Raw genomic sequence first — 25,685 nt, forward strand, 5'->3', positions numbered from 1 at the left:
CAGTAGAAACGACCTTTCTCAGCGAAAGGTCGTTTTTTTATGCTCGTGGTTTATTGTCATTTGATGATTCGCTATTATTTGACGAGGTTTCTTGACCGAGCGCCGTATCTTTCGCTTCGACGACTTTCTCACCGATGTCTTGTAAATCGGCCTTCGCTTCTTGCGCCGTTCCGACGACTTTGTTCACGTCTTCTTTGACGGTATCAACTTCACCAGCGACTTTTTCATAGACGTTTTGGACGTCAGTGGCAACTTCTTGGATGATTCCAGAAGCCGATTTCACTTGGTCGATGACTTGTGAGGCTTTTCCGGCCGGGTCTTGTTTGACCGTATCGACGAGACCGCCGACCGACGATTTCGCGCTCGAGAACGATTGTTTCGTGTTCTCGCGGTTCGACGTACTAAGTAGGGCGAGCAATCCACCGACGAGGGCGCCGAGGAGCATCCCGGTCACGACGGTGATTTTAGGACCACCTGTATTTGATTGGTCAAACTGACGATTTGGATTGTTGGCTTGTTCTACTTGTGGATCGTGTTGTAGTTTCGGTTCCATAGTAACACTCCTTTTTGTAAGTTGGCATTGATACTCTTATACCCGAGTCAAAATGGAAAATAACGTCTTCCTTCATTTCGACATCAAAAAGTAATAAGCGGGCAGGATATTTTTTTGCTGATGGGGAATGATACTACTAGATTGGCCAAAAGGGGGATGCCGTTATGAAGATTCGAGAAGCCGTTCCAGAAGATGCCGCCACCATCCGCGACATTGCGCTCGCGACGGTCAGTGAACAAGACGAGGTTCGGTCAAAAGTGATGGAACGGGCTTATCAGCAGGAGGAGATCGTCCGCGCCATCAGTTCAAGCGAAGAAGCGAAAGAGCAGTTGTTCATTGTCGGTGAAGCCGAAGGCGACGTCATCGGGTTTTATCATGCGATCGACCGCGGGGACACGTGGGAAGTACTGCGACTCTATCTTCATCCGGCCCATCACCGACAAGGTCTCGGAACGGTCCTGTTGACTCATTTGCGCGAGCGCAAAGTTCAACCGATCGAACTGTACGTCGAAAGCTCGAACGAGCAGGCAATCGCTTTTTTAAATCATGAGGCGTTCATCGAGTTAAATCGGATTCAAGAAGAAGTGTATGACCAACCAATGGAACTGATTCACTTACGCTATGACCCGAGCTAAGACCCTAGACGGATTTTTCGGACAAACATCAGTCTCGGCTGATGTTTTTTGTTAGTATGGATATATGGACATAATACAATGAGGTGACAGTATGACATATGAAGAAGAATCACGAAAAGGGGTCATCGTGATCGTCTACCCGCTCCAGTTTACGTCACGCTTGAGTGAGGCGTTTCTAGGGCGGTTACGCGATGAATATGAAGTTCTCGTCGTGACGGGACAGGCGGTCGGCTTGACCGCGGAAGACCATAAACTGTTAATCAAGAGTACGTTGCGCGAGGCGAGCCAGTACAAGCTTCCGATTCACATCATCGCTTTCAGTCTCGGAGCGCTGTTGACGAACCGTTTGCTCCAGGAATACGATGTGCCACTCGGCAGTTTGACGTACATCTCGCCTTTGTTCGATTGGCATCCATCCCGCCAAATCGGTGGCTTGAAACAAGTCGTCGCGAGTGCAGTCGACCGTTTCCGTCCGGACTTACCGCTCGGCATGATGACGTTCATGGGTGCCGGGGAAGAATCATCTCGCTTCGGTGAAATCACGTATGGCCAGTACCGCGAAATCGAGGAGGAAATCGTCGAGCATCAAGAAGAGAAGAAACATTTGCCGCGCCTTCCACTCGCTTGCTTCTATGCACCGGACGACCGCTTCGCCGATGTGAAGCTGACGCTCAACGTTTGCCGGAAAATCGGGGGCGATCAAGTGTACATCCGCCGACTCGAAGGATTCCCACATTTCGGCTATGAACGATTGAACACGAAGTTCGCGGAGACGCTTATCACGTTTTATGAATTGATCCGAGAATGAAAAAGGCGACTCGAGCGAGTCGCCTTTTTCATGTGCGTTTTTCAATCGCCACGATGAACGGGGGATGATTGATTTGGTTGATAAAGCCGTAGCGGAGGACACCGGCGTGTTTTTGATCAAGTGACTCGACATATGCGAGCACTTCGTCGCGCTCGACCTTACCGCTCTCATGACCGTGATAGATGACGACGACGATGACGCCGCCGACGGCCATCACGTCGAGCAGTTGCTCGAGGGCGTCAATGGTCGTATTGCCCGTCGTCGTGACCGACTTGTCACTCCCTGGCAAATAGCCGAGGTTGAACACGGCTGCGGTGATGGGGCGTGTCTCGTTCCCGACGACCGCTCGGACCGTGTCATGGCTGTCGTGTATCACGGTGACACGATCGGCGAGTCCGGCTCCCTCGATGCGAGTGCGTGACGCTTCGACCGCCGCGGCTTGGACGTCGAACGCATAGACATGTCCCGTCGCCTCGACGAGCTCGGCTAAAAATAATGTATCGTGCCCGTTGCCGGCCGTCATATCGATGGCGACGGCACCAGGCGTGATGTGTTCACGGAGTAAGTACTTCGCGAACGGTAACACTCTCATTAATCCCATGGCTCTCATCCTTCTTTTTTCCTTGGAAGGAATCACGACGCACCAGTTCGGCATCGATGGCGTTCAAGACGGCCATCTTGTGCCGGCTCCACGTCGGACCGATCAACAGATCCGGTGGCCCGTCACCGGTCAATCGATGGATGACGATCTCAGGTGGTAACAACTCCAACTGGTCGCAGACGAGCGAGACGTAAGTCGTCTCGTCCATAAGTTCGAGCAATCCTTTTTCATACTGTCGGGCGAGCGGTGTCTGTTTCAAGACGTGGAGCAGATGGATCTTGATTCCTTGTATATTCATTTTAGCAACTTCTCGCGCCGTGTCGAGCATCATATCCGTCGTCTCGCCGGGGAGACCGTTGATGATATGGACGACGACGCGGATATTGCGCCGGCGGAGCTTAGCCAGACCGTCGAGAAACGTTTGATAATCATGGCCCCGGTTGATCTTTTTCGCCGTCGTGTCGTGAATCGTCTGTAGGCCGAGTTCGACCGTGAGTGACGTCCGCTCATTCAACTCGGCGAGATAGTCGACGACGTCGTCCGGTAGACAGTCGGGCCGGGTCGCAATCGACAGACCGACGACTCCTTCTTCCGCGAGGGCGGGCTCAAATAGCTCTCGCAGCCGCTCGACTGGGGCGTACGTGTTGCTGAACGCTTGGAAGTAAGCGATGTAATGGGCCTGTTTCCACTTCCGGTGCAGTCGAGCTTTCACTTCGGCGAATTGGACCGAGATCGGATCGCAGGCATTACCGGCAAAATCACCACTGCCGTCGTCCGAACAGAACGTACAGCCGCCTTTCGAGACGAGCCCGTCCCGGTTCGGACAAGTAAAACCGCCATCGAGCGGCACTTTGAACACTTTCCCACCGAACTCGCGGCGATACGCTTCATTTAATTTGTGATATCTGGCTTTGTCAAACGGGTTTTGCATACATATCCTCTCCTTCTTTGCTCATGCTATCACAAGCTTCCCTCGTGTTTACTTCATAATAAGTAATTTTTCTTGACACTTATGGAGCGTTCCGTTAGCTTGGAGAAGGACTTATTTTTGATTCGGCCGTCGCGCCGAATTTTTATCGTTTATTGGGAAGGAAAGGAGTAACGGGTATGAACAACAAAATGCCGATTTCGGTCTGGATTTTGGTCATCGCGATGGCGCTCAATACGACGGCGGCGTCTTTTTTATGGCCATTTAACACACTCTATATTAATGGATATTTAGGTGAATCGATGACGCTCGCAGGGATTGCCCTGCTCGTCAACTCGGCGCTCGCCATCGTCGGGAACTATATCGGGGGCACGCTGTTTGACCGCATCGGTGGGAAACGCACACTCATCCTCTCGGTCGGCCTATTGCTCGCGAGCTCGCTCGGGTTCTTGTTGTTCCATGCCACGTTCCTCGGGTACTTGGGTTGGCTCGGCTTGATCGGCTTCTCCGGCGGTCTTGTCTTCCCGACGGTGTACGCGTTTGCCGGCTTGATTTGGCCCGAAGGCGGTCGCCGTTCGTTCAACGCGATTTATGTCGCCCAAAACGTCGGGGTCGCCCTCGGTACGGCGATGAGCGGTCAAATCGCGCGCATCGACATCGAATGGATCTTTTACGCGAACTTCTTCTTATCAGTGTTATTCGTCCTTGTCCTCTTGTTCGGGCTCCGTTATTTGAAAGACCCGGCGCGTCCAGTCGTCCAGTCACAGCTTGAGGCTGCGGCGACGACGCTCTCTGCCGCGACGATGAAATCGATGTGGTTCGTCGCCATCGGCTATGCAGCCCTTTGGTTCGTCTACGTGCAATGGCAAGGGACGATTGCCGTCCATTCGCAAGACCTTGGCGTGACGATTAGCCAATATTCCTTGCTTTGGACGGTGAACGGGGCGTTGATCGTGTTCGCCCAACCGCTCCTCAACCGAGCGCTTCGTTACTTTGAAGATGATTTGAAGAAACAGCTTGTCGTCGGAGCTGTCATTTTCCTCGCGGCCTTCGTCATCGTTCCGTTCGCGGGTGGCTTCACGATGTTTATGGTCGCGATGGTCGTCATGACGATCGGGGAGATGTTCATCTGGCCGGCCGTGCCGACGATTGCCGCGAAGCTCGCCCCTCCTGGGAAAGCCGGACAGTTCCAAGGACTCGTCAATATCGCGGCCTCGGTCGGACGGATGATCGGCCCAACGCTCTCCGGTCTTGCGTTTGATTTGCTGGGTATGAATGCAGTATTTGGTTTGTTACTCGTTCTCATTTTGACGGCACTCGTCTTCTTCATGAGAATTCGGACACTGAATGTTCAAAATTGACCGGGTGCGCACATTGGTTGCACGTCCGGAACGAGCGTGTCGGTGACTTTCATTCTAAAATGAAGACAAAGGATCCTTTCACATAATCGTTCCGTCGTTTCCTGTTTCAACATGAAGGGGATGTACACCATGAACGAAGAGGTCAACTTGCTCGTGCTTGCGACCCAATATATGTTCTGGGTCGGATTTGTCGGAATGGCAGCCGCCACGCTCTATTTTTTGGTCGAACGGAATAGTCTTGATCCAGAATACCGGTCTGTCGCCACCGTCGCGGCTTTGGTCACGTTCGTTGCAGCGATCCATTATTACTTTATGAAAGACGCGGTCGGTGATTCGGGGCTGTTGTCGGAAATCACTGGATTCCCGACAGAGATACGGTATATCGATTGGCTCGTGACGACACCGCTCCTGCTCGTGAAGTTTCCGCTGTTGCTCAGTCTGAAAGGGAAGATGAAGACAGGCCTCTTGACGAAGTTGATCGTCGCGGACATCATCATGATCGTCGCGGGGTATCTTGGAGAGTCTTCGATTAACTTGAATGGCGGCTTCACACAACTTGGCCTTTGGGGATATCTCGTCGGTTGTTTGGCCTGGATCTATATTATTTATCTGTTGTTCACCAACGTCACGAAAGCGGCCGAATCATCTCCGGCCCCGATTCGAAAAGCACTGCTGAACATGCGTTTGTTCATTTTAATCGGTTGGGCGATTTATCCGATCGGTTATGCGGTCACGCTGTTTGCGACTGGTGTTGAGGTGCAGTTGGTGCGAGAATTGATTTATAACGTCGCTGATTTGATTAACAAGGTCGGCTTCGGGTTGATTGCCTTCTTCGCGGTCAAAACGATCTCGACGTTGAAACAAATTAAGACGTGATAGCAAGTTCACATTGACGTAGATTTTTATCTTGCGCTAGAATATAGAAGTGAGATAAAAATTGCGTTGAAAAGGAATAGTATCGTGACGTCCTTATGTGTAGAGAGCCGGTGGTTGGTGAAAACCGGTATATGGACCCCGAGAACTCGCCTTGGAGCAGTTCGCCTGAACGAATAGTAGGGTGAACCGGAGTTACGCCTCGTTACCGGCGTCTCAAGTGGCAGAAATGCAACATGGGTGGTACCGCGGAAAGCTTTCAAGCCTTTCGTCCCATTACCGGGGCGGAAGGCTTTTTATTTATGCAGAGGAGGATGAATGTTGGACTATTTTAAACATCAAGACATCGAGCCGAAATGGCAAAAGCGCTGGGACGAGAAAGATGCGTTCCGGACGACAGAAGACCCGGACAAGGAGTGTTTCTACGTCCTTGACATGTTCCCTTATCCATCAGGAGCCGGCCTTCACGTCGGTCACCCGGAAGGTTACACGGCGACGGACATCATCGCCCGCATGAAACGGATGCAAGGCTTCAACGTCCTCCATCCAATGGGTTGGGACGCGTTCGGTCTTCCGGCCGAGCAATATGCCCTCGACACAGGGAATGACCCGCGCGAGTTCACGGAGCGCAACATCGGCACATTCCGCCGCCAGTTGAAAGAGCTCGGTTTCTCATACGATTGGGACCGCGAAATCAGCACGACCGATCCGAAATACTATAAGTGGACGCAATGGATCTTCACACAGCTCCATGACCGCGGCCTCGCCTACGTCGACGAAGTCGCCGTCAACTGGTGCCCGGCCCTCGGGACGGTACTCGCCAACGAGGAAGTCATCGACGGCTTGTCGGAGCGGGGGAACCATCCGGTCTACCGTGTGCCGATGAAACAGTGGGTGCTTCGCATCACGGAATACGCTGAACGGTTGCTCGATGATTTAGAAGGGCTTGACTGGCCAGACAGCGTCAAAGAGATGCAGCGCAACTGGATCGGCAAGTCGGTCGGGGCCGAAGTCGATTTCAAAGTCGATGGTCACGATAAAGTCGTGACGGTGTTCACGACACGTCCGGACACACTTTACGGCGCGACGTACGTCACGCTCGCACCTGAGCACCCGTTCGTGAAAGCGATCGCGACACCGGAACAAGTCGTCGCCATCGAAGCGTACGTCGAAGAAGTCTCGAAAAAGACAGATCTCGAGCGGACCGATCTCGCCAAAGAGAAGACGGGTGTCTTCACAGGCGCTTACGCGATCAACCCGGTCAACGGGGAGAAGCTTCCGATCTGGATCGCTGATTATGTATTGTCGACATACGGGACTGGGGCGGTCATGGCCGTACCTGGACATGATGAGCGCGATTATGAGTTCGCGAAGACGTTCGATCTTCCGATCCGTGAAGTCGTCACGGGCGGCAACTTGGATGAGGCGGCGTACGTCGAGGATGGCATCCACGTCAACTCAGGTTCGCTTGACGGCCTCAACAAAGCCGACGCGATCGTCAAAATCATCGAAGAACTCGAACTCGCCGGCACTGGTCGCGCGAAGACGACATATCGTCTCCGCGATTGGTTGTTCAGCCGTCAACGCTATTGGGGCGAACCGATTCCAATCATTCATATGGAAGATGGCACGCTCAAGACCGTATCGGTCGAAGACCTTCCGCTCGAACTTCCGATCATCGATGAGATCAAACCGTCGGGTACGGGAGAATCACCGCTTGCGAACGCAGACGAGTGGTTGACGTACACGGACCCGGTGACCGGTGAGAAGGGTCGTCGTGAGACGAACACGATGCCACAATGGGCCGGCAGCTGCTGGTACTACATTCGCTTTATCGATCCGCACAATGAAGACATGATTGCGGACCCTGAGAAATTGAAGCGCTGGCTTCCGGTCGACTTGTATATCGGCGGTACGGAGCACGCGGTCCTTCACCTTCTCTACGCTCGCTTCTGGCATAAAGTGCTCTACGATATCGGCATCGTCCCGACGAAAGAGCCGTTCCAAAAGCTTTACAACCAAGGGATGATCCTCGGTGAGAATAACGAGAAAATGTCGAAATCGAAAGGTAACGTCGTCAACCCGGACGACATTATCAAATCGCACGGAGCCGATACACTTCGTCTTTACGAGATGTTCATGGGACCACTCGATGCGGCCATCGCCTGGTCGACGAACGGTCTTGACGGCGCTCGTCGCTTCCTCGATCGCGTCTGGCGCTTGTTTGACCAGACCGAGCTTCAGGACGTCGCCGCGACAGCTGACTTCGAACGGACGTACCATCAGACGGTGAAGAAAGTGACAGAAGACTACGAGGCGCTCCGTTTCAACACGGCAATCTCGCAACTCATGGTCTTCATCAACGAGGCATACAAACAAGATACGCTTCCGAAACAAGAGATGGTCAACTTCATCAAGATGCTTGCTCCGGTCGCACCACACTTGGCTGAAGAGTTGTGGGAGCGTCTCGGCATGACGGAAGACTTGACGTACGCTGCATGGCCGACGTTCGACGAGTCGAAACTCGTCAGCGACACGATTGAAGTCGTCATCCAAGTGAACGGAAAGCTTCGTGCGAAGATGCAGGTGGCTCGTGACGCTTCGAAAGAAGTGCTCGAGGCCGACGCACTCGCGAACGAACGCGTCCAAGAGTTCACGGAAGGGAAAACGGTCCGTAAAGTGATTGTCGTCCCAGGTAAACTCGTCAATATCGTCGTTGGATAAGTAAAGGAATGTGTGACATTGTCACACGTTCCTTTCTTTTGTGTGATGTCGTTTTCTTTTCGGGGCGGGTTTGTTACACTAAAGGGCGATACTGCATATAAAGGGGACGAAACGTCCATGAAACGTTCTTACGTGTTATATACGACGCTGTTTGCCGTCGTCGTCGGTGTGATTTTGTGCTATGTGTTCGTCTTTTCAGACGAGGACATTCAAAACCAAATCGCCTCGACGTTTGAAAAGATAGAGATTCAAACGAGTCACCAAGCGACTTCTGTGCCTCCAGTCGAGGCCTCGCAGGACGAAGAGGACATCGATACGACCGATGCCCTCGAACAGATTCAACAACTTGATGAAGTGTATTACAGTGACACGATTGGTGCCTATCTCGTCTTAACGAAGAATCGAGAGTTCTTCGAAGTGAGCGGGAACGCCAATCGGGTGAACGCGATGCTCAAGTTAGAGAATGACGAACAACCATATCGGCTTGGTGAGTTTATTGGTATGCGCATGATTGCGGAGGACAAGATTTATGCCGTCACGGCGAACGGGATTTTAGTGACAATCGAGCGGGAAGATGGTCGCTGGACGGAACGGCCGCGTAAATCGATTATAGGACTTGCCTCGTCAGACCGCTTGTTCGGCCTCGGTTATGACGATGAAACGAAACGGCTCATCATCATGAACCGGATTGCGGACACGCCTGACGTAGAGCTGTTGTATGTTCAAGAGCGAACGCTCGAGGATGAGACGGCCAACGACGCTGATGCGAAGTCTGAGATAGATGAAGCGCCCGAGACGGATTCGACGACAAAAGTGGATCCAGACGCCGATACGACGTCCACGGGCGATGAGGCAGACGCCGAAGAAGCGCCGGAACCAGAGACGGAATGGGCCATCGAGTCGAGAAAAGCACTGACAACCGAAGGGATGAGTGCCTCGATTCAACAGAAGTTCGAGAAATTCCGTGGGGTCGGCCTCGTCGAGCGTCAAGGACGCATTTACGTACTTGATTCAGAAGAGCTCGTCCTCTACACGATCAACCCGGACGAAGGGACGATGAACGGGCAAATGGTCACACCACGTGTGTATGGGTCGACCGGTATGTTTTTGCAAGACAATGAGATTTTCGCCATCGTGCGACCAGATGTGTTCGACCTTGACGATTTCGTCTCGGTTGACTGATAGGAGAGGATTAGATGAGTAAACGCTATTTTTATGAACAAGTTCGCCAGTTCCATGAGACGTTCGGACATCCGGAAGCGAGTGTACCACAGCCGCTCGAATTAGACCGTGCCGTCAAACGTTCGGTTTGGACGGCAGAAGAAGCCGTCGTCGAATTTTTACACCAATCGGCCCGGAATGAGGAAGAGTTCCTGCAAGCCGTCGCGACGTTCCAACAAGGATTCGAACAGGCTGTTCAAAAATCACTCCAAGACGCACCGCCGACAAATGACGTCGAGCGTCTCGTCGGACAAGGTGATGCGCTCACGGACGCCCTCTATTTCGTGATGGGCAGTTTCGTCGAGCTCGGGCTCGACCCGGTGCCGTTGTTCGAGATTGTACAGCGCGCCAATATGGCGAAGCTCGGTCCGGACGGCAAGCCGATTCTCCGGGCGTCGGACAATAAAGTCATGAAGCCGGAAGGGTGGTTGCCTCCGGAGCCTGAACTTGAGGCAGAAGTGAGACGTCAACTAGAAGCCAAACAGTAACTCGAAAAAGAGAGCCCATCGCACGCGCGATGGGCTCTCTTTTTTTAAACGGTCGTACGTACAGCAAATGCTGCGGCGTGTGACCCGGCACAATGTCCGGTCGTGAAAGCCGCCGTGATGTTATAGCCGCCTGTATAGCCGTGGATGTCGAGTACTTCGCCGGCGAAGAACAAGCCGTCCGCTTTCTTCGACATCATCGTCTGCGGGGCGATCTCTTTGACGGAGACGCCACCGCCCGTGACGAATGCCTTATCGAAGTCGAGTGTCCCAGTCGCGTGCAAATCAAACGTCTTCAGTCGCGTCGCAAAATCGATGACCGATTGCTTCTTCAACTGGCTCGCGTCTTCCTCACCGAAAGCGAGGTCGGCCAACAAGAGATCGAGCATCCGTTCCGGGATGAACCCTTTCCAGACGTTCTTGACGGCCCGCTTCGGTTGGTCTTGCACTTGGTTCCAGAGCTCTTGATACAGCTCGTCACGGGCCATGTCCGGGAACAAGTCGAGTGAGAGGGCGACGACACGCTCTTTGCTGCGTTTGCGCTCTTTAATCGTATACTGGCTACACCGGAGAGCGATCGGACCTGAGATGCCGAAGTGCGTGAAAATCATGTCGCCGCGGTGTGTTTTGATCGGCTTGCCTTTTTTGCCGTGAACGGTGAGTGCCACGTCACGGAGCGATAGCCCTTGTAGCTGTTTCGTACCGATGAACGCATCGTTCAATAAGATCGGCACCTCGGTCGGGAACAGCTCGGTGATCGTGTGTCCGGCTTTCTCGGCCCACGGATACCCGTCCCCGGTCGAGCCGGTGTGCGGGACGGATTGGCCGCCGACTGCGATGACGCAGGCGCCTGCCTCGATTCGCTCCCCATCCTCGAGTTCGACCGCTTCGAACTCATTTGCTTCATTAAAATGGAGCGTCTTTACTTTCGCGTTTTTGCGAATCTCGACACCGAGTTGGTCGATGGCGCCGAGGATTGTGTTAACGACGTCTTGCGCTTTATCCGTCACGGGGAACATTCGGCCGTTGTCTTCCTCTTTTAACGGGATGCCGAACCCGGTGAACAAGTCGATAATCGACTGGTTGTCGAACTGGGCGAGGGCGCTATATAAAAAGCGTCCGTTCCCCGGAATGAATTGAATCAACTCGTCGACGGGTTTACGGTTCGTCACGTTACAGCGCCCGCCGCCAGAGATGGCGAGCTTGCGCCCGAGCTTCGAACCTTTATCAATCAGGAGCGTGTTTGCTCCGGCTTTGGCGGCGGCGTAGGTCGCCATCAGGCCACTTGGACCTCCTCCGATGACGATTACATCTTTTATCATGGTATCCCTCGTTTCTCTGTCAAATCAAATTCGTAACTTTATTATCTGCAACAGTAAGAGTATAATGAGAAACGGTCGTTTTGTAAAATTAGGTACATTAGTTGTGAAACAATAGATGGAGGTATCTCATGTCATCAAGCGTCAAACAAGATTCAGGACGAGAGTCCTTCGTCAAAGGCACGCTGCTCCTGTCAGCCGGGAATTTGATTTCACGTGCGCTCGGACTGCTCTATACGTTCCCGTTCCAAGCGATGGTCGGGATTGCCGGTGTCACGCTCTATCAGGCGGCGTACACCTATTATGCGCTCATGATCGCCATTTCGACGGCGGGGATTCCCGTGGCCGTCTCGAAATTCATCGCCAAGTATAACGCGCTCGGCGAATATGGCACGAGTCAGCGCTTGTTCCGCCAAGGGATGAAGCTGATGCTCGTGACCGGAGTCGTCGCTTTTTTATTACTTTTCTTCTCAGCACCGTGGTTATCGGAACTGATGGTCCGCAACTCGGAGAACAATCAGCAGTACATCGACTCGCTGACGCTCGTCACGCGTAGCGTCAGTTTTGCGCTCCTGCTCATCCCGGCGATGAGTATGGTGCGCGGCTATTTCCAAGGACATCAAGACATGGCTCCGACGGCCATCTCTCAAGTCATCGAACAGATCGTCCGCATCATGTTCCTGCTCAGCGGGACGATGCTCGTCTTGTTCGTCTTCTCCGACTCTGCACTCATTCGTCCGCTCGCTGACTCGCTAGGTGGGACTGCTGCCGTGGCGACGACCGAGTTGAACGGTTTGAAAGTGCTCGCCGTGACGATTGCGACATTCAGCGCCTTTATCGGTGCGATCGGAAGTATCGTCGTGCTCGCCATGTATTGGCGGAAACGGAAAGATATCCATCGTCAAACGGACAATCCAGCCGGAACACCGGTCCGTTCGATGAAGTCACTGTTGCTCGAGTTGCTCAGCTACTCGATTCCAATCGTCATGGTCGGCTTGTCGACACCGCTCTATCAGTTCGTCGACCAGTTGACGATGGTCAACACGTTGCTCAATTCTGGCAAGTCGGTCGCCGAAGCGACGTCCGCGTTCGGTTTCTTGACCGGGAACGCCCATAAGATCGTCCTAATTCCGGTGTCGATCGCGGCAAGTGTGTCGATGGCGACGATCCCACTCGTGACGAAGTCGTTCACACACGGCGATATGAATAAGGTCCGGAATCAAGTGAACCACATTTTCCAAGTGTCGTTCTTTGTCACGATTCCGGCGGTCATCGGCTTGGTCGCGCTCTCTGAACCATTGTTCGGGACGTTGTTCCCGGGTGACCGGGAAGGGTGGGTCTACTTGCTCCACTATGCGCCGAGTGCGTTCTTCCTCGCCTATTATTCGGTGGCAGCGGCCATCCTTCAAGGAATCAACCGTCAATATTTCACGATCTTTGCGACGGCGATGGGGCTCATCACGAAAGCGGTGCTCAACGTGCCGTTCGTGTATGCTCTCGGCGGCATCGGTGCCGGATATGCGACGATTGTCGGTTATATAGTCGCCATCATTCTCATGGTATGGAAAATTCAACGGACGCTCCAGTTCCCGTATAAGCAATTGTTGCGTCGGACGATACTCATGTTTGCCATGGGTGGAGCGATGTTTATCGCGGTATACGGATCATTGTTCATCACGCTCCAAGATGAACCGAGCTGGGGGAACGATATATTGGCTACGATCGTCGGTTTCGGAATCGGCCTCGTCGTGTACGGCTATCTCGGTTGGAGAAGTCATTTGGCCGGAAAACTACTAGGGAAACGATTCCACTATCGGAGGAAAGCATAATGCGAATTGATAAATTATTGGCGAACATGGGATACGGTTCGCGTAAAGACGTCAAGATTTTACTAAAACAAGGGGTCGTCCGTATCGATGATCAGCCCGTCAAAGATGCGAAACGACAAATCAATTTGGAAACCGAACGGGTGACCGTGCAAGGTGAGGTCGTCGAATACAAACCGTTCGTCTACTTGATGATGAACAAGCCGGCAGGTGTCGTCAGTGCGACCGAGGACAAAGTCGAATCGACGGTCATCGACTTGATCGATCCGTCGTATGCCCATTATGACTTGTTCCCGGTCGGTCGTCTCGACAAGGATACGACCGGACTGTTGCTGCTCACGAACGATGGGGCTTTCAATCATGCGCTCATGTCACCTCGTAAACATGTCGACAAAGTATATATCGCCGAAGTCGATGGTGAGATGACAGCGGATGATATCCGTCATTTCGCCGAAGGTGTCGAACTCGAGGACGGCTACACGACGAAACCGGCACGACTTGAATTGCTCAGCAAATCGAGTCGTCGTTCGAGCATTCGCTTGACGCTCTCAGAAGGAAAGTACCATCAAGTGAAACGGATGGTCGCCGCGGTCGGAAAACACGTCGAACGTCTTGAACGTGTTCAAATCGGCGCGCTTGAGCTTGACCCGATGCTTGAACCGGGTGCATACCGTGAGTTGAGCGAAGAGGAAATCGACTTGTTCTTCACATGAAACAAAGGCACGTGTCAGCCGACACGTGCCTTTTTGGGTGCAAAAAAAGGGACCCATGTACGGAATCCCTTTGTAACTTGTTATTCAATTTGCCGTCTTGAGCGAACGTTTCGATGACGTCCACGTGCCCCGACTCGGACTTTCAACCAGATTGTTGTATTCAAGAACGTTCAAATCACGCTGTACGGTGCGTGACGTGATCCCGAACTCCTCTACTAGTTCTGAAGTGGTGACGCATTCCCTTTCGTTAATGAACAAATAAATGGACTTGATGCGGGTTAGCATACGATCTGTTGAACCTTTCATTGGATGACCTCCCAATGCGTAGAATGATGAAAGACAAAACCTACGGACGACAAATAAAATATGAAATTGTTATTTTCTAAAATTACACCTTTAGTATACCGCTCTCAAATAGAATTGCAAGTGAAAAGAACGAACAATCAAAATGTAAAGAACATGTTACGAACGTAAATATCGAATGAATATCATGTAAACAAGGGTAGAAACGAGCAAAAGACGAACGAAAAAATATTTTCGAAATGAATGTTCGTCTTTCTAACATTTGGATATACTAATAAGGGAGAGAACATTCGCAAAGGGGAGATTGAGATGAATTGGAGACAAGAAGTCGACGCGCGAACAGATGCGTTTTTAGAAGATTTAAAAGGGTTGTTACAAATTCCGAGCGTCCTTGATGAAGCCAAGGCAGGACCGAACGAGCCGTTTGGTCCTGAAGTCCGTCGTGCCCTCGATTACATGTTCGCACTAGGAGAGCGTGACGGGTTCGTGACGAAAGACGTCAGAGGCTATGCCGGACATTTAGAGTACGGTTCAGGCGAAGAAATTGTCGGGATTCTCTGTCATCTAGATGTGGTGCCGGCTGGAGATGGTTGGACGTATGGGGCGTTCAATCCGACAATCGCGGACGGAAAACTGTTCGCCCGTGGCAGTAATGATGATAAGGGTCCGACGATGGCCGCTTATTACGGATTGCGTATTGTGAAAGAACTCGGATTGCCGTTGTCGAAACGGGTCCGTCTGATCGCCGGTTGCGACGAGGAGAGCGAGTGGCGTTGTGTCCGTGAATACTTTAAACAAGAAGCGATGCCGACCTATGGCTTCGCACCGGACGCCGATTTCCCGATTATCAATGCGGAAAAGGGCTTATACGATGGTGTCTTGAAACAACTCCCGATTCAACGTGTACCAGGGGCGAAATATCATTTGGTTTCGTTCGTAAGCGGAGAACGTCCGAACATGGTCCCGGATTTCGCTACGGCAGTGCTCAAGACAGACGACGTACTTGAAGAAAAGTTTGAGGCGTATCTTGAAAAGTATGAAGCGGATGGGACCTGCACATGGGACGCGGGGACGTATACGTTCACGATGAAAGGGGTCGCCGCGCACGCGATGGAGCCGGACAACGGAGTGAACGCCGCCTACGTGTTAGCCGGTTTCTTACTCGCGCTTCCGCTCGACATTCAAGGGGAGCGCTACATCGAGTTCATCCGCCACGTCTTCGCTGATTCACGAGGGATCTCGCTCGGGATTGAAGCGACCGATGAAACCGGGGACTTGACGATCAACGGAGGCGTGTTCCGCTATGAAGGCGATGAACGGACAGCGACGGTCAATATTCGTTACCCGTATACTGCGAAGTTTGAAGAGCGATTGCAAAGCTTGAAAGAGATTGCCTTGTCGTTCGGATTCGAACTGTCGACACGTCACCATATGCCGCCGCACCACGTGGCTGAAGATCATCCACTCGTCAAAACGTTGGCGGATGTCTATGAGCGCCAGACCGGAGAATCGGCAGACTTGATGGCCATCGGTGGTGGGACGTATGCCCGTTCGCTCGAAGCCGGCGTCGCGTTCGGGGCATTGTTCCCGGGGGCAAAAGATGTTGCGCACCAAGTCGACGAATATATGGAAATTGAAGATTTGCTTCGCGCTGCAGCGATTTATGCCGAAGCGATTTATGAGCTCGCTAAATAATAACCTGTGAGAGCTGACTGATTTGGTCGGCTCTCTGTCTGTTAGGAAGGAAGTATATTGTGAACCAACAAAAAGTATCGTTTCAATCGATTTACGTCGCGATTTTCTTCGCTCAAGGAGCTCTTATTCCTTACATGGCGCTCTTCTTCTCACAGGCACGCTTTGATTTGTCCCCGGGTCAGGTCGGGACGATTGTCGCCATCATGCCAATCCTTTCAATCGGGGTGCAACCGCTGTGGGGCATGCTTGCGGACCGGACCGGACGTGTCCGGGCTTGGCTGATTCTCGCAATGCTCGGGGCGGCCGTCTTATCGCTGACGTTCTTGTTCGCGACGTCGTACGTATGGATTATTGTATTGATGATCGCCTGGTCGATTTTCCAATGCGCCCACATCCCGCTCGTCGACATGATGACGCTCGAGTATACAGCCCGGGCCAAAATCGACTACGGGGCGATTCGTCTGTTCGGGTCGGCTGGTTTTGCCATCGCCGTGTTCGTGATGGGTCGGATTTCGGATACGACGTGGGGGTTGGCGAGCACATTTTTGCTCAGTGCCATCATCTTGACGATCGGTACGTTATTCGTGCGGAGAGTCTCTGAACAAGAGCCGAAGCAGACGGTCGCATCAGCGCCCTTCCAATGGTCGGCCGTATGGAACGGTCCGTTCATCGCCTTTTTGATTGGGGGCATGCTCGTCTTCGGCCCGATTTATGCAAACAACTATTACTTCGGGATTTATGTGACAAGTATCGGAGGCTCGACGACGCTCGTCGGGACGTTGTTCCTCGTCGCTGTATTGTGCGAGATCCCGTTCATGAAAGTGGCGTATCAAATCGTCTCACGTCTCGGAACGGTCAACGTCCTGGCGGGTGCAGCTTTGATCTCGGCGCTGCGCAACGGTTGGTTGGCGCTCGAGCCACCGATTTGGGTCGTCTGGATCCTTGCCATCGTCCAAGGGCTCGTCGTCGGATTATTGATTCCGGTCGCGCTTCAGTTCGTCCGCAGTCTCGTCAGTCGGAACGTTGTCTCGACGGCAATTGGTGTCTATATGGCCATCACTTCGGGACTGGCAACGGCTGGTTTCAACTTGCTCAGTGGATTTATTATTGAATATAACAGCATCATCGGTGTATTTTGGATGTACACATTGGTCAGTGTCATAGGATCGGTCCTCTTTTTTGGACTGAGACGGTTTCGCGTGAAAGGATGATGTAGATGTCGACGCACTATTTTTTGGCACTCCCGATCGAGGACGCACAGGTCGAGCGCATTCAACGGGACATCTTGCCGTTTTATTCGTACCACCGGACTTATCGGCCTGGAGAATTTCATATGACGCTTCAGTTTCTCGGTGCGTTGGACGATGATGAAGTCGAGGCGGTTAAAGAGATCACTCGTGACGTGACGGAAGTGACAGCTCCATTTTCACTGACGTTCGAACAAATTGATCACTTCGGGAGACCGGATCGTCCTCGTGTGCTGACGATTGTTCCGAATCCGTCCGTAGACTTGACGACACTCACCGGGACGCTTCGACGCAAGTTGTCGGAGGAGATTGCATCACTCGATCGGAAACCGTTCGTCCCGCACGTCACGCTTGCGAAAAAGTGGGACACCGGAACGAGAATTCCGTACATTCCCCCGGCGTTCAACATCGAAGAAGCGATTGAAGCCGTCATCCTTTATCGAATTCATCCGAACCACACCCCTGCCTATGAGGCAGTTGAAGTATTTCCGTTACAGCGGTCAGAGGAGGACACATGGCGATCCCGATTAAAATTTTTGACGTGACATCTAAATATGAACGAAACATGCTCGATCAGTTCAATCGATTCCAAGAATATGTCGAATCTGATGTTGCCCGTATGCGCCGCCTGCATGAGTCCAATCGATTGAACCCACCCGAGGTCATGGAGTTTGAAAACCCGTGGTGGAAATTTTGGCGACGCACGGAACGCATCGAGCTCGAACCGACCCCGCTCTCGGAGTCTCAGTTCCAGATGCTGCTTACGAACCGGCGTCACATTCAGAAGTTACAGTTCGCATGTGAAGGGGCGACCGAGGCGGATATGCCGTTCTTGCCGTTTCTGCGTGAGTATGGTTATCGTAAGATGATGGTCGAATGGAACGACCAGCATTTCTTCATGTATCGTCCGGTCGTGGAATGGAACGGGGCGACAGTCGAACTGAGTCATCTCATCATCGGACCGACACATCTGTATTTGGTCGAATGGCTCGACGGGGATCGGAGCATCTATCACGTCTCAAAACAGAAGACTTGGATTCATCAACCGCTCAAAGGGGAAAATAAACGTGTAGTCAATCCGCTCATTGCCTTGACGCGCACCGAAGAAATCGTTCGACAGTTTCTTCCGTCTTTTGCCGGTGTCATTCAAAAAGTGACGGTGGCCCCAGAAGGCTATTTCGATCATGTGCCTGAGACAAGCTCAACGCAGTTCATTTCCCGTTCTGATTACGAGAAGTGGATGAAGCAAGTAAATACGAGGGCTCCGATCGTGAAAGCCCAACAAATTCGAGATGTGGCGAAACTACTAGATGCGACAGCCCAGATGCCGTTTCGACAATTTTTGGACCAGTAGGTAGGAGAGGATGGAACGCGTATGCATCACACACCAGAGCAGCAAACGACGTCACATGTGACGATTGAACGGGCTTCTTTACTCTCGTTCGAGACGATTCGACTGGAAGTCATCGCTGAATTTGCGTCCGTTCCCGTACACATTGAACAGAACGGTCGACCGGTCGACTACGTGGTGCTCAATGAATGGACGACAGAGACCGGTACGATTGAGCGAGATATCCAGTTGGCGCGACCAGTCACGCTAGAAGCGGTTTACACTGTATTTCACCCTGGCTATAAAACGATTGTCGTCGTGCCTCGCGAAATCGTGCATACGGACGAGTTCGAACGTCGTTATGCCTACGATGGACCACTCGGCCTCGCTTTTTCCGAGCACTCGATTGAGGCGTACGTTTGGTCACCAGTGGCATTCTCGATTTGGCTCGTCATTCACGACTCGAGCACACATCGTGAAATCGAGCGTTTCCGTATGTCGCGGGAGGGGCGCGGTGTATGGCATGCCGATGTGCCACGGTTTTACGAAGGTCATTACTATCGACTGTACGTCAAGACGCCGGTCGAAACGAATGAGGTCGTCGATCCTTACGCGAAAGCCGTCAGCTTGAATGGCGAATTTGGCGTATTGATCGATGTCGAGGCACACGTCGCTGTGCACGTCCATCCGACGGAACGCCCGCCGCTTCGGAAAGCGACGGATGCGGTCATCTATGAACTGAACATTCGGGACTTCACGAGCCATCCGTCTTCGCTGAGTCGAATGCGTGGCTTGTATGGTAGCATCGTCGAGACCGGGGTGAAGACGAGAGGCGAGAACAGTGCCGGCTTCGATTATTTGAAAGAGCTCGGGGTCACCCATGTACAACTGTTGCCGGTCCATATTTTCGGTAGCGTCGATGAAGCGACCCGGATGCCGTATAATTGGGGGTACGACCCGATTCATTGGTTCGGTCTCGAGGGGAGCTATGCCTCGGATCCAGCCGAACCGTTATCAAGGATTTTGGAATACGCGCATATGGTTGATGAACTGCATCATCACGGCATGCGTGTCGTCGTCGATGTCGTCATGAACCATATCTTCATCCGTGAACAATCGTCGCTCGAGGCGCTCGTCCCATACTATTATTTCCGTTATGAACATGACGGCACGGTTGCGAACGGCACTGGGGTTGGGAATGACACGGCCTCGGAACGGTACATGATGCGGCGGATGATCGTCGATTGTGTGACGTTCTTTGCCGAAACGTATCACGTTGACGGCTTTCGTTTCGATTTGATGGGCATCCATGATGTCGAGACGATGAATCAAGTCCGGGCTTCACTCGATAAAATCGACCGTTCGATTTTGATTTATGGGGAAGGATGGGATTTGGCGACACCGCTCAGCCCGTCGTTAAAAGCCTCGTCGCATAACGCCGCCTTTATGCCCCGAATCGGTCACTTCAATGACATGATGCGGGATGCGCTAAAGGGGTCGACGTTTAATGACCGCGAGCGCGGGTTCGTCTCCGGTAACGAATGGCGGGAATGGGAACTTCGCGAGTGCATCACGGGAGCGGTTCAAATCCCGAACGTCACGGTCGGTCGTTTCCCGAGTCCGCAGTACACAATCAACTACGTCGAAGCGCATGACAATTATACGACGTACGATAAATTACTCTTATCGTGTGAGGAAATGGACGAGGCGGTCAGGTTACGGATGCAGCGGTTCGCCACAGCGATTGTCATCACGTCACAAGGCGTTCCGTTTCTCCATGCCGGTCAAGAGTTCGGGCGAACGAAACAAGGCGTTGAGAACAGTTACAACGCACCAGACCGAATTAATCACTTTGATTGGGATTTGCGGGACGAGCGACAGCATGAAGTCGAATTCGTGAAGACGTTGTTAAAATTGCGGCGCCGTCATACGTGTTTCCGCTATGATACAAGACAGAAAGTCGTGGAGCAGTTCAAGTTTCTTCCGTCGCCGCCTGGGGTGATCGCTTATGAGTTGACGGCGAGTCATTCCTATGACGCGTGGCAACGTGTCCGTGTCTATTTGAACGGAACGTTCGGTGACGTGACGTTTCACGCCGATGGGGACTGGAACGTCTTCGTGCAAGGGGAAACGGCGAGCCTTGTCCCGATTGCACGAAATCCGAGCGAGATTCAAGTCGAGTCGTTGTCAATGACGATTATCGCGTGTTAATATGGTGATTGTATCTTTGTAATTCTTAATGAGATTTGAGCGTGATGAATATGTATTCAGATATAATCGGTGCGCTCGGTGAAGAGTGGACGGTGGCTTCCGCAGGTGGAATTACAGGCGAAGCGTACGTAGCGACGACGCGCCAACAGAAAATTTTTGTCAAACGGAACTCGTCTCCGTTTCTAGCCATTCTTTCCGCCGAAGGCATCGTCCCTAAATTGCTGTGGACGAAACGGATGTTCAACGGTGACGTCCTCAGTGCCCAACAGTTCATCGAAGGTCGTGAGCTATCACCAACTGATATGAAACGGTCTGATGTGGCGGCACAGCTTGGGAAGATTCATCATTCGAAAGAGCTATTATTCATGCTGCAGCAGTTGAATCATACACCGGTCACGTCGACGTTATTGCTTCGGCAATGTGCCGCCTATGAGCAAGACGAGGCGGACGTGACAATCGATGAGGCAATCCGTTGGCTGACCACCCATCAACCAATCGATGACGAACGTGAACTGGTCGTCTGCCACTCGGACTTGAACCATAATAATTGGATTGAGGACGAGACGGGCCTGTTATATTTGACCGATTGGGATGATGCGATCATTGCTGATCGCGCCTTTGATTTGGCGATGGTCGTCTACAGTTATGTCGATGAGGCGGACTGGGAGATGTGGTTCAGCCATTACGGCATCCGTTACACATCCGAGCTCCATTACCGGATGCATTGGTATGCGATCGCCCAGACGGTTCTTACTTTGTATGGAGAACAGAACGGCATCGCCCGGGCAGAAGGATTGACCGTGCTCCGTGAACTGCTTGATGAGGCAGATGAGCGGACACAATGAAAAAAGGGATGGGTCACGAGTGTGAGCCATCCCTTTCCATATGCATTAGACATCATCAGGTTTCATGAAGTACGCCCAAACGAACGTGGCGATGACGGCGCCGAAGAAAGTGAGTGGGGCCGCGTAAAAGATTAAAAATTGATCCAACGTGCTCATCGATATAACCTCCTTGTGAGGGATGATTCACATTCATTAAACAATGATTTCGTGTATAATCGCAAGGGGACTGCTCGCGTGAAGCGGCTAGTCAGCAGAAACTTGAACATTTCTTGAACGAAAGGTAGGAAAAACATGCGTTTACGTCACAAACCGTGGGCCAAAGATTATATGCAGGCTCAAGAACACGTCTTTATCACTCATCCCGAAACGTTGAAAGGGAACTGGAAAGCAGAATTCGGGAACGACCATCCGCTCTTTATCGAAGTCGGGTCGGGAAAAGGGCAATTCATCTTAGGTATGGCCAAACAATTTCCGGACGTCAATTTTATCGCCATCGAGTTATTTGAGAGTGTCGCCGTATCGATCGTGCAAAAGCTCGTCGAGACGCCGATGCCAAACGTTCGCGTCTTGACCGTTGACGCGAAGCAACTCGTCGACTATTTTGAGGCTGGCGAGGTCGATCGCGTCTATTTGAACTTCTCAGACCCATGGCCGAAGACACGACATGCGAAACGTCGATTGACGTATAAAACGTTCCTCGCTACATACGAGGCTGTCTTGCCGCGCGGAGGTGAAATTCACTTTAAGACGGATAACCGGGGGCTATTTGAATATTCGCTCGAAAGTATGAGCCAATACGGCATGTACTTCACAGATATTTCACTTGATCTTCATGTAAATGAACCTGCGGATAATGTCCGGACCGAGTATGAAGAGCGCTTCAGCGCCATGGGACAACCGATTTATCGGATGGAGGCCGCGTTCCGCCCGAAAATTTGACACGCTTTTTTCTTATTTTAATAGCATTTTCTTCACACTTTTTTCTTTCTTCTTGGTACAATAGGAATGACGCTAAACTGGAATTAGAGAAGGGGGAACATGGGGATGTTGAAAAAAGCATGGGCAAGCCTGCTTGCACTAATCTTCATTCTAACAATCGCACCACTTAATACCTCGGCGAACGAGGCGTTCTTGGACGCCCTTGAAGAGGACTTGAAAGCCACGCACTATGATTACAAAGAAGGAACGGCTGAAATCGTAAAAGAGGAGACGCTCCGTCACTCGAATGGCAACGAAGTCATCGCAGCGGTTGTCGAATTGGATACGATTCGTGACGGGATCTTCATTACGCGTAAGACTGAGTTCCATTACTACGACGCGACGGACAACAAAATCCTCGCGACAGCTGATCTTGCTGAAGTGGAAGGTGCGACTGAATTCTCAGACGCAAACATCGACATGCTCGGACAAAAAGTTGTCTACTGGTTGCCTGTCTTGATCTTGCTTTTGTTGATCGCAGTGCCGGCCGTGATCTTGTTTGTTGTCGTGCCACGTTTCTACTCGACGACCGAGTACATGAACCCGATTTACGAGAAAAACGATAACCCACGTTAAAAAAAGAGCCGCGAGGCTCTTTTTTTATGCCATCTTCAATTGCTCGACGATTTGAGCGACGTCCATTCCATTACCGGATGAAACGGAAGCGACGAAGGCGCTCTCGACGATCGGTCCGTCATAGAACTGAATCGTTTTATCGCCTTCATACATATCGACGGCGAGTTCAGCGTTCATCGTGGCTGAACCGATATCGGACAAGATAAGCGCTTCTTTGTCGACGACCTCGATTGCCTCGAGGATGCGGGTCACGTCGGTCCCGATGCTCCCGTCCTCGAGCCCGCTCGCTAAATGAATCGGGACGGTCGGTGCCATTTCTTTCATCAAATCTTGGATTCCTTCAGCAATCTTGGCGCTATGGGAGACGATGATGAGCTCTACGATGTCACTCAACCTCCTTCATGATCGCTTTCAACACGATGGAACTTGAGAGTGCGCCCGGGTCGACCGTGCCACGTGAGTTCTCACCGAAATAAGATGCCCGTCCTTTCGTGGCGACCATATCCTCGGTCGCACTGACGAGTTGATCGAGTTTCGTATCAAAGTCGTCCGACTCGCTCAAATCGCTCAAGAACGGTTCCCACACATCGACCATTGTCTTTTGGCCGACTTCAGATTTTCCTCGAGCTTTGATCGCTGACGACGCCTCGAGAAGCGCTTCTTTGACGAGCGTGAAATCAGCTTCGGTCGCGTCACCGAATTTAGGCGCTGCCTTGACAAATGCCGATCCGTACAGCGGTCCCGCTGCGCCACCCACTTTTGACATGAGCGTCATTCCGACTTTTTTGCTCAAGTCGCCAAGTGTGGCATAGTCGTCATCGAGCACGGTCAGAACTGCTTCAAAACCTCGCGACATGTTGATTCCATGGTCCCCGTCGCCGATGGCGCGGTCGAGGTCAGTCAGTGTATCTTTGTTCGCCTCAATCTCTGATTGGGCATGTCGTAATGCTTGCTTGAATCCTTCAATTGTCAACATTGCATAAACACCTCATTTGATGGATTAGAGTTTGAAACCGAGTGCTGACGACGGTGCATCGAGATAGCCCGTCATCTCTTCATCAAGCGGCAGCAGGGTGATCGAGAAGCCGTGCATCTCGAGTGCCGTCATATAGTTACCGACGTATTTCCGTTTCAATTTGTAGCCGGCAGCTTCCAATTTTTTCGCGACGAAGTGGTACGTCACGTACAGTTCGGATAACGGCGTACCGCCCATGCCGTTGACCATGACAGCGACTTCGCCAGGACTCACTTCTTTTTTCAAGTGGTCGAGCAAATCATCTACGATCGCATCGACGTTCGTCGTCGGTTTCCGTTCGACGCCACGCTCACCGTGGATTCCAATCCCGATTTCCATCTCTTCCTCATTCAAGTCGAAACCTGGTTTCCCACTCACTGGCATATAACACGGTTCGACGGCCATTCCCATCGAGCGTACATTGGCGGCGACTTTTTCCGCAAGCGCTTTCACTTCGGGAAGTGATTTCCCGCTCGCTGCGGCCGCACCCGCAATCTTGTGCACGAACACGGTTCCGGCGACACCGCGACGATCTTCCTTATTCGCAATAGCGACATCATCGGCGACGACGACATGGTCGACTTTGATTCCTTCAGCGTCCGCAAGTTCGGCGGCGAGTTCAAAGTTCATGACGTCACCCGCATAGTTTTTGACGACGAGTAACACCCCGTTTCCTCCGTCGGCAGCTTTGATGCCTTCGAGCACCATGTCCGGGGTCGGGGACGTGAACACTTCACCGCACACGGCAGCATCAAGCATCCCGTCACCTACATAACCGGCGTGGGCTGGTTCGTGACCACTGCCTCCACCCGAGACAAGTCCGACTTTTCCAGACTTAGCCCCGTCAGCACGACAGATGACGTTGAATCCTTCCACACGACCGTACAGTTCAGGATGGGCATGGACCATTCCTTCGACCATTTGTGACACGAGTTCGTTTGCTTCACCGATCAGTTTCTTCACGTGGGATCACTCCTTTTTGAGTTTAAAAAGTACCATATTCAATTTTCCACTCTTTTGCCCAAATTAAACAAAAAAGTCGGCGAATGTCATCGCCGACTCCATCTCATGCATATTCAAGTAAAGCGCCAGTCTCTGAATCGACCGTGAATTGGTACGTCTTCTCTTCATCGTTCTCGAGAACCGAAATGCCGCCTTTAAAGACGTCATACTCACGTCCGTCATACGTATAAATCTCGGGTGATGCCGAAATCCATGCGCCTTGAACGTGACCTTTGGCTGAGAATGCCCGTTTCGTGTACTCGAGTGCGTCCTCGGCCGATAAGCTTCGTTCATCTAACACTTTTTTCGTCATAAGTGCGGCTGCGATGGCAACCCCGATCCCAACTAACCAATACCTTTTCTTCATATGACTACCTCCCCTTGAACTATGGCTATCATGTACATCGTACCAAAACCTGTACCCCATTGGAAAGAA

General features: G+C 52.0%; 27 protein-coding genes and 1 other annotated feature. Of the genes, 17 read left to right on the forward strand and 10 right to left on the reverse strand.

The features are described from left to right. Positions 1–37: 37 nt before the first annotated feature. A complete protein-coding gene (locus EVJ33_RS10900; RefSeq protein WP_131437060.1) occupies positions 38–553 on the reverse strand; it encodes a hypothetical protein in 516 nt (171 codons plus the stop codon). Positions 554–717: 164 nt separating this feature from the next. Here EVJ33_RS10900 and EVJ33_RS10905 point away from each other — a divergent pair, with 164 nt between their 5' ends. Then, entirely contained in the window at positions 718–1,188 is a 471-nt protein-coding gene (locus EVJ33_RS10905) for a GNAT family N-acetyltransferase (protein ID WP_114167468.1), read from the forward strand. Positions 1,189–1,279: 91 nt separating this feature from the next. Beyond that, positions 1,280–1,996, forward strand: a complete 717-nt coding sequence (locus tag EVJ33_RS10910; protein WP_131437062.1) for an alpha/beta fold hydrolase — start codon at positions 1,280–1,282, stop codon at positions 1,994–1,996. Between the two features lie 28 nt (positions 1,997–2,024). Here the strand turns inward: EVJ33_RS10910 and mnmM are convergent, their stop codons facing one another. Then, a complete protein-coding gene (mnmM, locus tag EVJ33_RS10915; RefSeq protein WP_131437064.1) occupies positions 2,025–2,597 on the reverse strand; it encodes a tRNA 5-(aminomethyl)-2-thiouridylate-methyltransferase MnmM in 573 nt (190 codons plus the stop codon). Beyond that, a complete protein-coding gene (gene mnmL, locus EVJ33_RS10920; RefSeq protein ID WP_131437066.1) occupies positions 2,551–3,528 on the reverse strand; it encodes a tRNA modification radical SAM protein MnmL/YtqA in 978 nt (325 codons plus the stop codon). Before mnmL ends, mnmM begins: the two co-directional genes overlap by 47 nt. 176 nt (positions 3,529–3,704) lie before the next feature. On the opposite strand from mnmL, the gene EVJ33_RS10925 reads away from it, so the two are divergent. The 5 genes from EVJ33_RS10925 to EVJ33_RS10945 all read left to right on the forward strand — a co-directional run bounded on the left by EVJ33_RS10925 (position 3,705) and on the right by EVJ33_RS10945 (position 10,192). Beyond that, positions 3,705–4,886: an MDR family MFS transporter gene (locus EVJ33_RS10925; protein WP_131437068.1), complete on the forward strand. Its 1,182-nt coding sequence runs from the start codon at positions 3,705–3,707 to the stop codon at positions 4,884–4,886. A gap of 129 nt (positions 4,887–5,015) precedes the next feature. Next, positions 5,016–5,762 (forward strand): bacteriorhodopsin, encoded by a 747-nt coding sequence (locus EVJ33_RS10930; protein ID WP_131437070.1) that lies wholly within the window; start codon positions 5,016–5,018, stop codon positions 5,760–5,762. A 57-nt stretch (positions 5,763–5,819) separates the two neighbouring features. Beyond that, positions 5,820–6,038: a binding site (T-box leader), on the forward strand. 39 nt (positions 6,039–6,077) lie between these two features. Further along, positions 6,078–8,483, forward strand: coding sequence for a leucine--tRNA ligase (gene leuS / locus EVJ33_RS10935; RefSeq protein WP_131437072.1), 2,406 nt, complete (start codon positions 6,078–6,080; stop codon positions 8,481–8,483). Between the two features lie 117 nt (positions 8,484–8,600). Then, on the forward strand, positions 8,601–9,665 hold the full coding sequence (locus EVJ33_RS10940; protein ID WP_131437074.1) for a hypothetical protein: 1,065 nt from the start codon (positions 8,601–8,603) through the stop codon (positions 9,663–9,665). 14 nt (positions 9,666–9,679) lie between these two features. Continuing rightward, positions 9,680–10,192, forward strand: coding sequence for a pyrophosphohydrolase domain-containing protein (locus tag EVJ33_RS10945; RefSeq protein WP_131437076.1), 513 nt, complete (start codon positions 9,680–9,682; stop codon positions 10,190–10,192). A 44-nt stretch (positions 10,193–10,236) separates the two neighbouring features. Here EVJ33_RS10945 and EVJ33_RS10950 read toward each other — a convergent pair whose 3' ends face one another. Next, positions 10,237–11,511: a BaiN/RdsA family NAD(P)/FAD-dependent oxidoreductase gene (locus EVJ33_RS10950; RefSeq protein WP_131437078.1), complete on the reverse strand. Its 1,275-nt coding sequence runs from the start codon at positions 11,509–11,511 to the stop codon at positions 10,237–10,239. 128 nt (positions 11,512–11,639) lie between these two features. On the opposite strand from EVJ33_RS10950, the gene EVJ33_RS10955 reads away from it, so the two are divergent. Together EVJ33_RS10955 and EVJ33_RS10960 are read left to right on the forward strand one after the other, a co-directional pair. Beyond that, positions 11,640–13,337, forward strand: coding sequence for a putative polysaccharide biosynthesis protein (locus EVJ33_RS10955; protein WP_131437080.1), 1,698 nt, complete (start codon positions 11,640–11,642; stop codon positions 13,335–13,337). After that, positions 13,337–14,047 (forward strand): pseudouridine synthase, encoded by a 711-nt coding sequence (locus EVJ33_RS10960; protein ID WP_131437082.1) that lies wholly within the window; start codon positions 13,337–13,339, stop codon positions 14,045–14,047. Before EVJ33_RS10955 ends, EVJ33_RS10960 begins: the two co-directional genes overlap by 1 nt. A gap of 84 nt (positions 14,048–14,131) precedes the next feature. On the opposite strand, the gene EVJ33_RS10965 is transcribed toward EVJ33_RS10960, so the two are convergent. Continuing rightward, a complete protein-coding gene (locus tag EVJ33_RS10965; RefSeq protein ID WP_081637897.1) occupies positions 14,132–14,353 on the reverse strand; it encodes a DeoR family transcriptional regulator in 222 nt (73 codons plus the stop codon). 306 nt (positions 14,354–14,659) lie between these two features. On the opposite strand from EVJ33_RS10965, the gene pepV reads away from it, so the two are divergent. From pepV to EVJ33_RS10995, 6 genes are read left to right on the forward strand one after another with little or no spacing between them, the layout of a single operon-like run. After that, positions 14,660–16,045 carry a dipeptidase PepV gene (gene pepV / locus EVJ33_RS10970; protein ID WP_131437084.1) on the forward strand — a complete coding sequence of 462 codons (1,386 nt, stop codon included), beginning with the start codon at positions 14,660–14,662 and terminating at the stop codon, positions 16,043–16,045. A 59-nt stretch (positions 16,046–16,104) separates the two neighbouring features. Continuing rightward, the gene (locus EVJ33_RS10975; RefSeq protein WP_201739700.1) at positions 16,105–17,256 is read left to right on the forward strand and encodes an MFS transporter; all 1,152 of its coding nucleotides are present in this window, start codon (positions 16,105–16,107) and stop codon (positions 17,254–17,256) included. A 5-nt stretch (positions 17,257–17,261) separates the two neighbouring features. Further along, a complete protein-coding gene (thpR, locus tag EVJ33_RS10980) occupies positions 17,262–17,837 on the forward strand; it encodes an RNA 2',3'-cyclic phosphodiesterase (protein WP_131437088.1) in 576 nt (191 codons plus the stop codon). Further along, on the forward strand, positions 17,807–18,646 hold the full coding sequence (locus EVJ33_RS10985; protein WP_131437090.1) for an NERD domain-containing protein: 840 nt from the start codon (positions 17,807–17,809) through the stop codon (positions 18,644–18,646). The genes thpR and EVJ33_RS10985 overlap by 31 nt, the downstream gene beginning before the upstream one ends. Before the next feature lie 21 nt (positions 18,647–18,667). After that, positions 18,668–20,833 (forward strand): type I pullulanase, encoded by a 2,166-nt coding sequence (gene pulA, locus EVJ33_RS10990; RefSeq protein WP_201739701.1) that lies wholly within the window; start codon positions 18,668–18,670, stop codon positions 20,831–20,833. A 44-nt stretch (positions 20,834–20,877) separates the two neighbouring features. Further along, positions 20,878–21,678: a phosphotransferase family protein gene (locus tag EVJ33_RS10995; protein ID WP_131437092.1), complete on the forward strand. Its 801-nt coding sequence runs from the start codon at positions 20,878–20,880 to the stop codon at positions 21,676–21,678. 45 nt (positions 21,679–21,723) lie between these two features. Here EVJ33_RS10995 and cydS read toward each other — a convergent pair whose 3' ends face one another. Then, complete coding sequence (cydS, locus tag EVJ33_RS15870) at positions 21,724–21,834, reverse strand: cytochrome bd oxidase small subunit CydS family protein (protein ID WP_021065570.1); 111 nt, start codon at positions 21,832–21,834, stop codon at positions 21,724–21,726. Between the two features lie 135 nt (positions 21,835–21,969). Here cydS and trmB point away from each other — a divergent pair, with 135 nt between their 5' ends. Together trmB and EVJ33_RS11005 are read left to right on the forward strand one after the other, a co-directional pair. Further along, complete coding sequence (gene trmB / locus EVJ33_RS11000) at positions 21,970–22,617, forward strand: tRNA (guanosine(46)-N7)-methyltransferase TrmB (protein ID WP_131437094.1); 648 nt, start codon at positions 21,970–21,972, stop codon at positions 22,615–22,617. 105 nt (positions 22,618–22,722) lie between these two features. Next, positions 22,723–23,232, forward strand: coding sequence for a hypothetical protein (locus tag EVJ33_RS11005; protein ID WP_236634604.1), 510 nt, complete (start codon positions 22,723–22,725; stop codon positions 23,230–23,232). Positions 23,233–23,256: 24 nt separating this feature from the next. Here EVJ33_RS11005 and dhaM read toward each other — a convergent pair whose 3' ends face one another. The 4 genes from dhaM to EVJ33_RS11025 all read right to left on the reverse strand — a co-directional run bounded on the left by dhaM (position 23,257) and on the right by EVJ33_RS11025 (position 25,616). Then, positions 23,257–23,625 (reverse strand): dihydroxyacetone kinase phosphoryl donor subunit DhaM, encoded by a 369-nt coding sequence (gene dhaM / locus EVJ33_RS11010; protein WP_330857570.1) that lies wholly within the window; start codon positions 23,623–23,625, stop codon positions 23,257–23,259. Beyond that, positions 23,618–24,208: a dihydroxyacetone kinase subunit DhaL gene (dhaL, locus tag EVJ33_RS11015; RefSeq protein WP_131437098.1), complete on the reverse strand. Its 591-nt coding sequence runs from the start codon at positions 24,206–24,208 to the stop codon at positions 23,618–23,620. The genes dhaM and dhaL overlap by 8 nt, the downstream gene beginning before the upstream one ends. Before the next feature lie 24 nt (positions 24,209–24,232). Continuing rightward, on the reverse strand, positions 24,233–25,210 hold the full coding sequence (gene dhaK / locus EVJ33_RS11020; protein ID WP_131437100.1) for a dihydroxyacetone kinase subunit DhaK: 978 nt from the start codon (positions 25,208–25,210) through the stop codon (positions 24,233–24,235). 103 nt (positions 25,211–25,313) lie between these two features. After that, positions 25,314–25,616, reverse strand: coding sequence for a PepSY domain-containing protein (locus tag EVJ33_RS11025; protein ID WP_021065576.1), 303 nt, complete (start codon positions 25,614–25,616; stop codon positions 25,314–25,316). Positions 25,617–25,685 lie beyond the last annotated feature (69 nt).

Source organism: Exiguobacterium sp. SL-10 (assembly GCF_004337025.1).
GTDB lineage: Bacteria > Bacillota > Bacilli > Exiguobacteriales > Exiguobacteriaceae > Exiguobacterium.

What these genes read in the sequence shown, in the direction of transcription:
- mnmL (WP_131437066.1), bottom strand. Translation starts at nt 3,528, where the DNA reads ATGCAAAACCCGTTTGACAAAGCCAGATATCACAAATTAAATGAAGCG.
- EVJ33_RS10910 (WP_131437062.1), top strand. Translation starts at nt 1,280, where the DNA reads ATGACATATGAAGAAGAATCACGAAAAGGGGTCATCGTGATCGTCTAC.
- EVJ33_RS10950 (WP_131437078.1), bottom strand. Translation starts at nt 11,511, where the DNA reads ATGATAAAAGATGTAATCGTCATCGGAGGAGGTCCAAGTGGCCTGATG.
- thpR (WP_131437088.1), top strand. Translation starts at nt 17,262, where the DNA reads ATGTCGACGCACTATTTTTTGGCACTCCCGATCGAGGACGCACAGGTC.
- EVJ33_RS10955 (WP_131437080.1), top strand. Translation starts at nt 11,640, where the DNA reads ATGTCATCAAGCGTCAAACAAGATTCAGGACGAGAGTCCTTCGTCAAA.
- cydS (WP_021065570.1), bottom strand. Translation starts at nt 21,834, where the DNA reads ATGAGCACGTTGGATCAATTTTTAATCTTTTACGCGGCCCCACTCACT.
- EVJ33_RS10900 (WP_131437060.1), bottom strand. Translation starts at nt 553, where the DNA reads ATGGAACCGAAACTACAACACGATCCACAAGTAGAACAAGCCAACAAT.
- dhaL (WP_131437098.1), bottom strand. Translation starts at nt 24,208, where the DNA reads ATGTTGACAATTGAAGGATTCAAGCAAGCATTACGACATGCCCAATCA.
- EVJ33_RS10925 (WP_131437068.1), top strand. Translation starts at nt 3,705, where the DNA reads ATGAACAACAAAATGCCGATTTCGGTCTGGATTTTGGTCATCGCGATG.
- EVJ33_RS10965 (WP_081637897.1), bottom strand. Translation starts at nt 14,353, where the DNA reads ATGAAAGGTTCAACAGATCGTATGCTAACCCGCATCAAGTCCATTTAT.
- EVJ33_RS11005 (WP_236634604.1), top strand. Translation starts at nt 22,723, where the DNA reads ATGTTGAAAAAAGCATGGGCAAGCCTGCTTGCACTAATCTTCATTCTA.
- EVJ33_RS10960 (WP_131437082.1), top strand. Translation starts at nt 13,337, where the DNA reads ATGCGAATTGATAAATTATTGGCGAACATGGGATACGGTTCGCGTAAA.
- EVJ33_RS10995 (WP_131437092.1), top strand. Translation starts at nt 20,878, where the DNA reads ATGAATATGTATTCAGATATAATCGGTGCGCTCGGTGAAGAGTGGACG.
- mnmM (WP_131437064.1), bottom strand. Translation starts at nt 2,597, where the DNA reads ATGGGATTAATGAGAGTGTTACCGTTCGCGAAGTACTTACTCCGTGAA.
- EVJ33_RS10985 (WP_131437090.1), top strand. Translation starts at nt 17,807, where the DNA reads ATGGCGATCCCGATTAAAATTTTTGACGTGACATCTAAATATGAACGA.
- EVJ33_RS10940 (WP_131437074.1), top strand. Translation starts at nt 8,601, where the DNA reads ATGAAACGTTCTTACGTGTTATATACGACGCTGTTTGCCGTCGTCGTC.
- EVJ33_RS10905 (WP_114167468.1), top strand. Translation starts at nt 718, where the DNA reads ATGAAGATTCGAGAAGCCGTTCCAGAAGATGCCGCCACCATCCGCGAC.
- EVJ33_RS10930 (WP_131437070.1), top strand. Translation starts at nt 5,016, where the DNA reads ATGAACGAAGAGGTCAACTTGCTCGTGCTTGCGACCCAATATATGTTC.
- pulA (WP_201739701.1), top strand. Translation starts at nt 18,668, where the DNA reads ATGCATCACACACCAGAGCAGCAAACGACGTCACATGTGACGATTGAA.
- trmB (WP_131437094.1), top strand. Translation starts at nt 21,970, where the DNA reads ATGCGTTTACGTCACAAACCGTGGGCCAAAGATTATATGCAGGCTCAA.
- EVJ33_RS11025 (WP_021065576.1), bottom strand. Translation starts at nt 25,616, where the DNA reads ATGAAGAAAAGGTATTGGTTAGTTGGGATCGGGGTTGCCATCGCAGCC.
- EVJ33_RS10945 (WP_131437076.1), top strand. Translation starts at nt 9,680, where the DNA reads ATGAGTAAACGCTATTTTTATGAACAAGTTCGCCAGTTCCATGAGACG.
- leuS (WP_131437072.1), top strand. Translation starts at nt 6,078, where the DNA reads ATGTTGGACTATTTTAAACATCAAGACATCGAGCCGAAATGGCAAAAG.
- pepV (WP_131437084.1), top strand. Translation starts at nt 14,660, where the DNA reads ATGAATTGGAGACAAGAAGTCGACGCGCGAACAGATGCGTTTTTAGAA.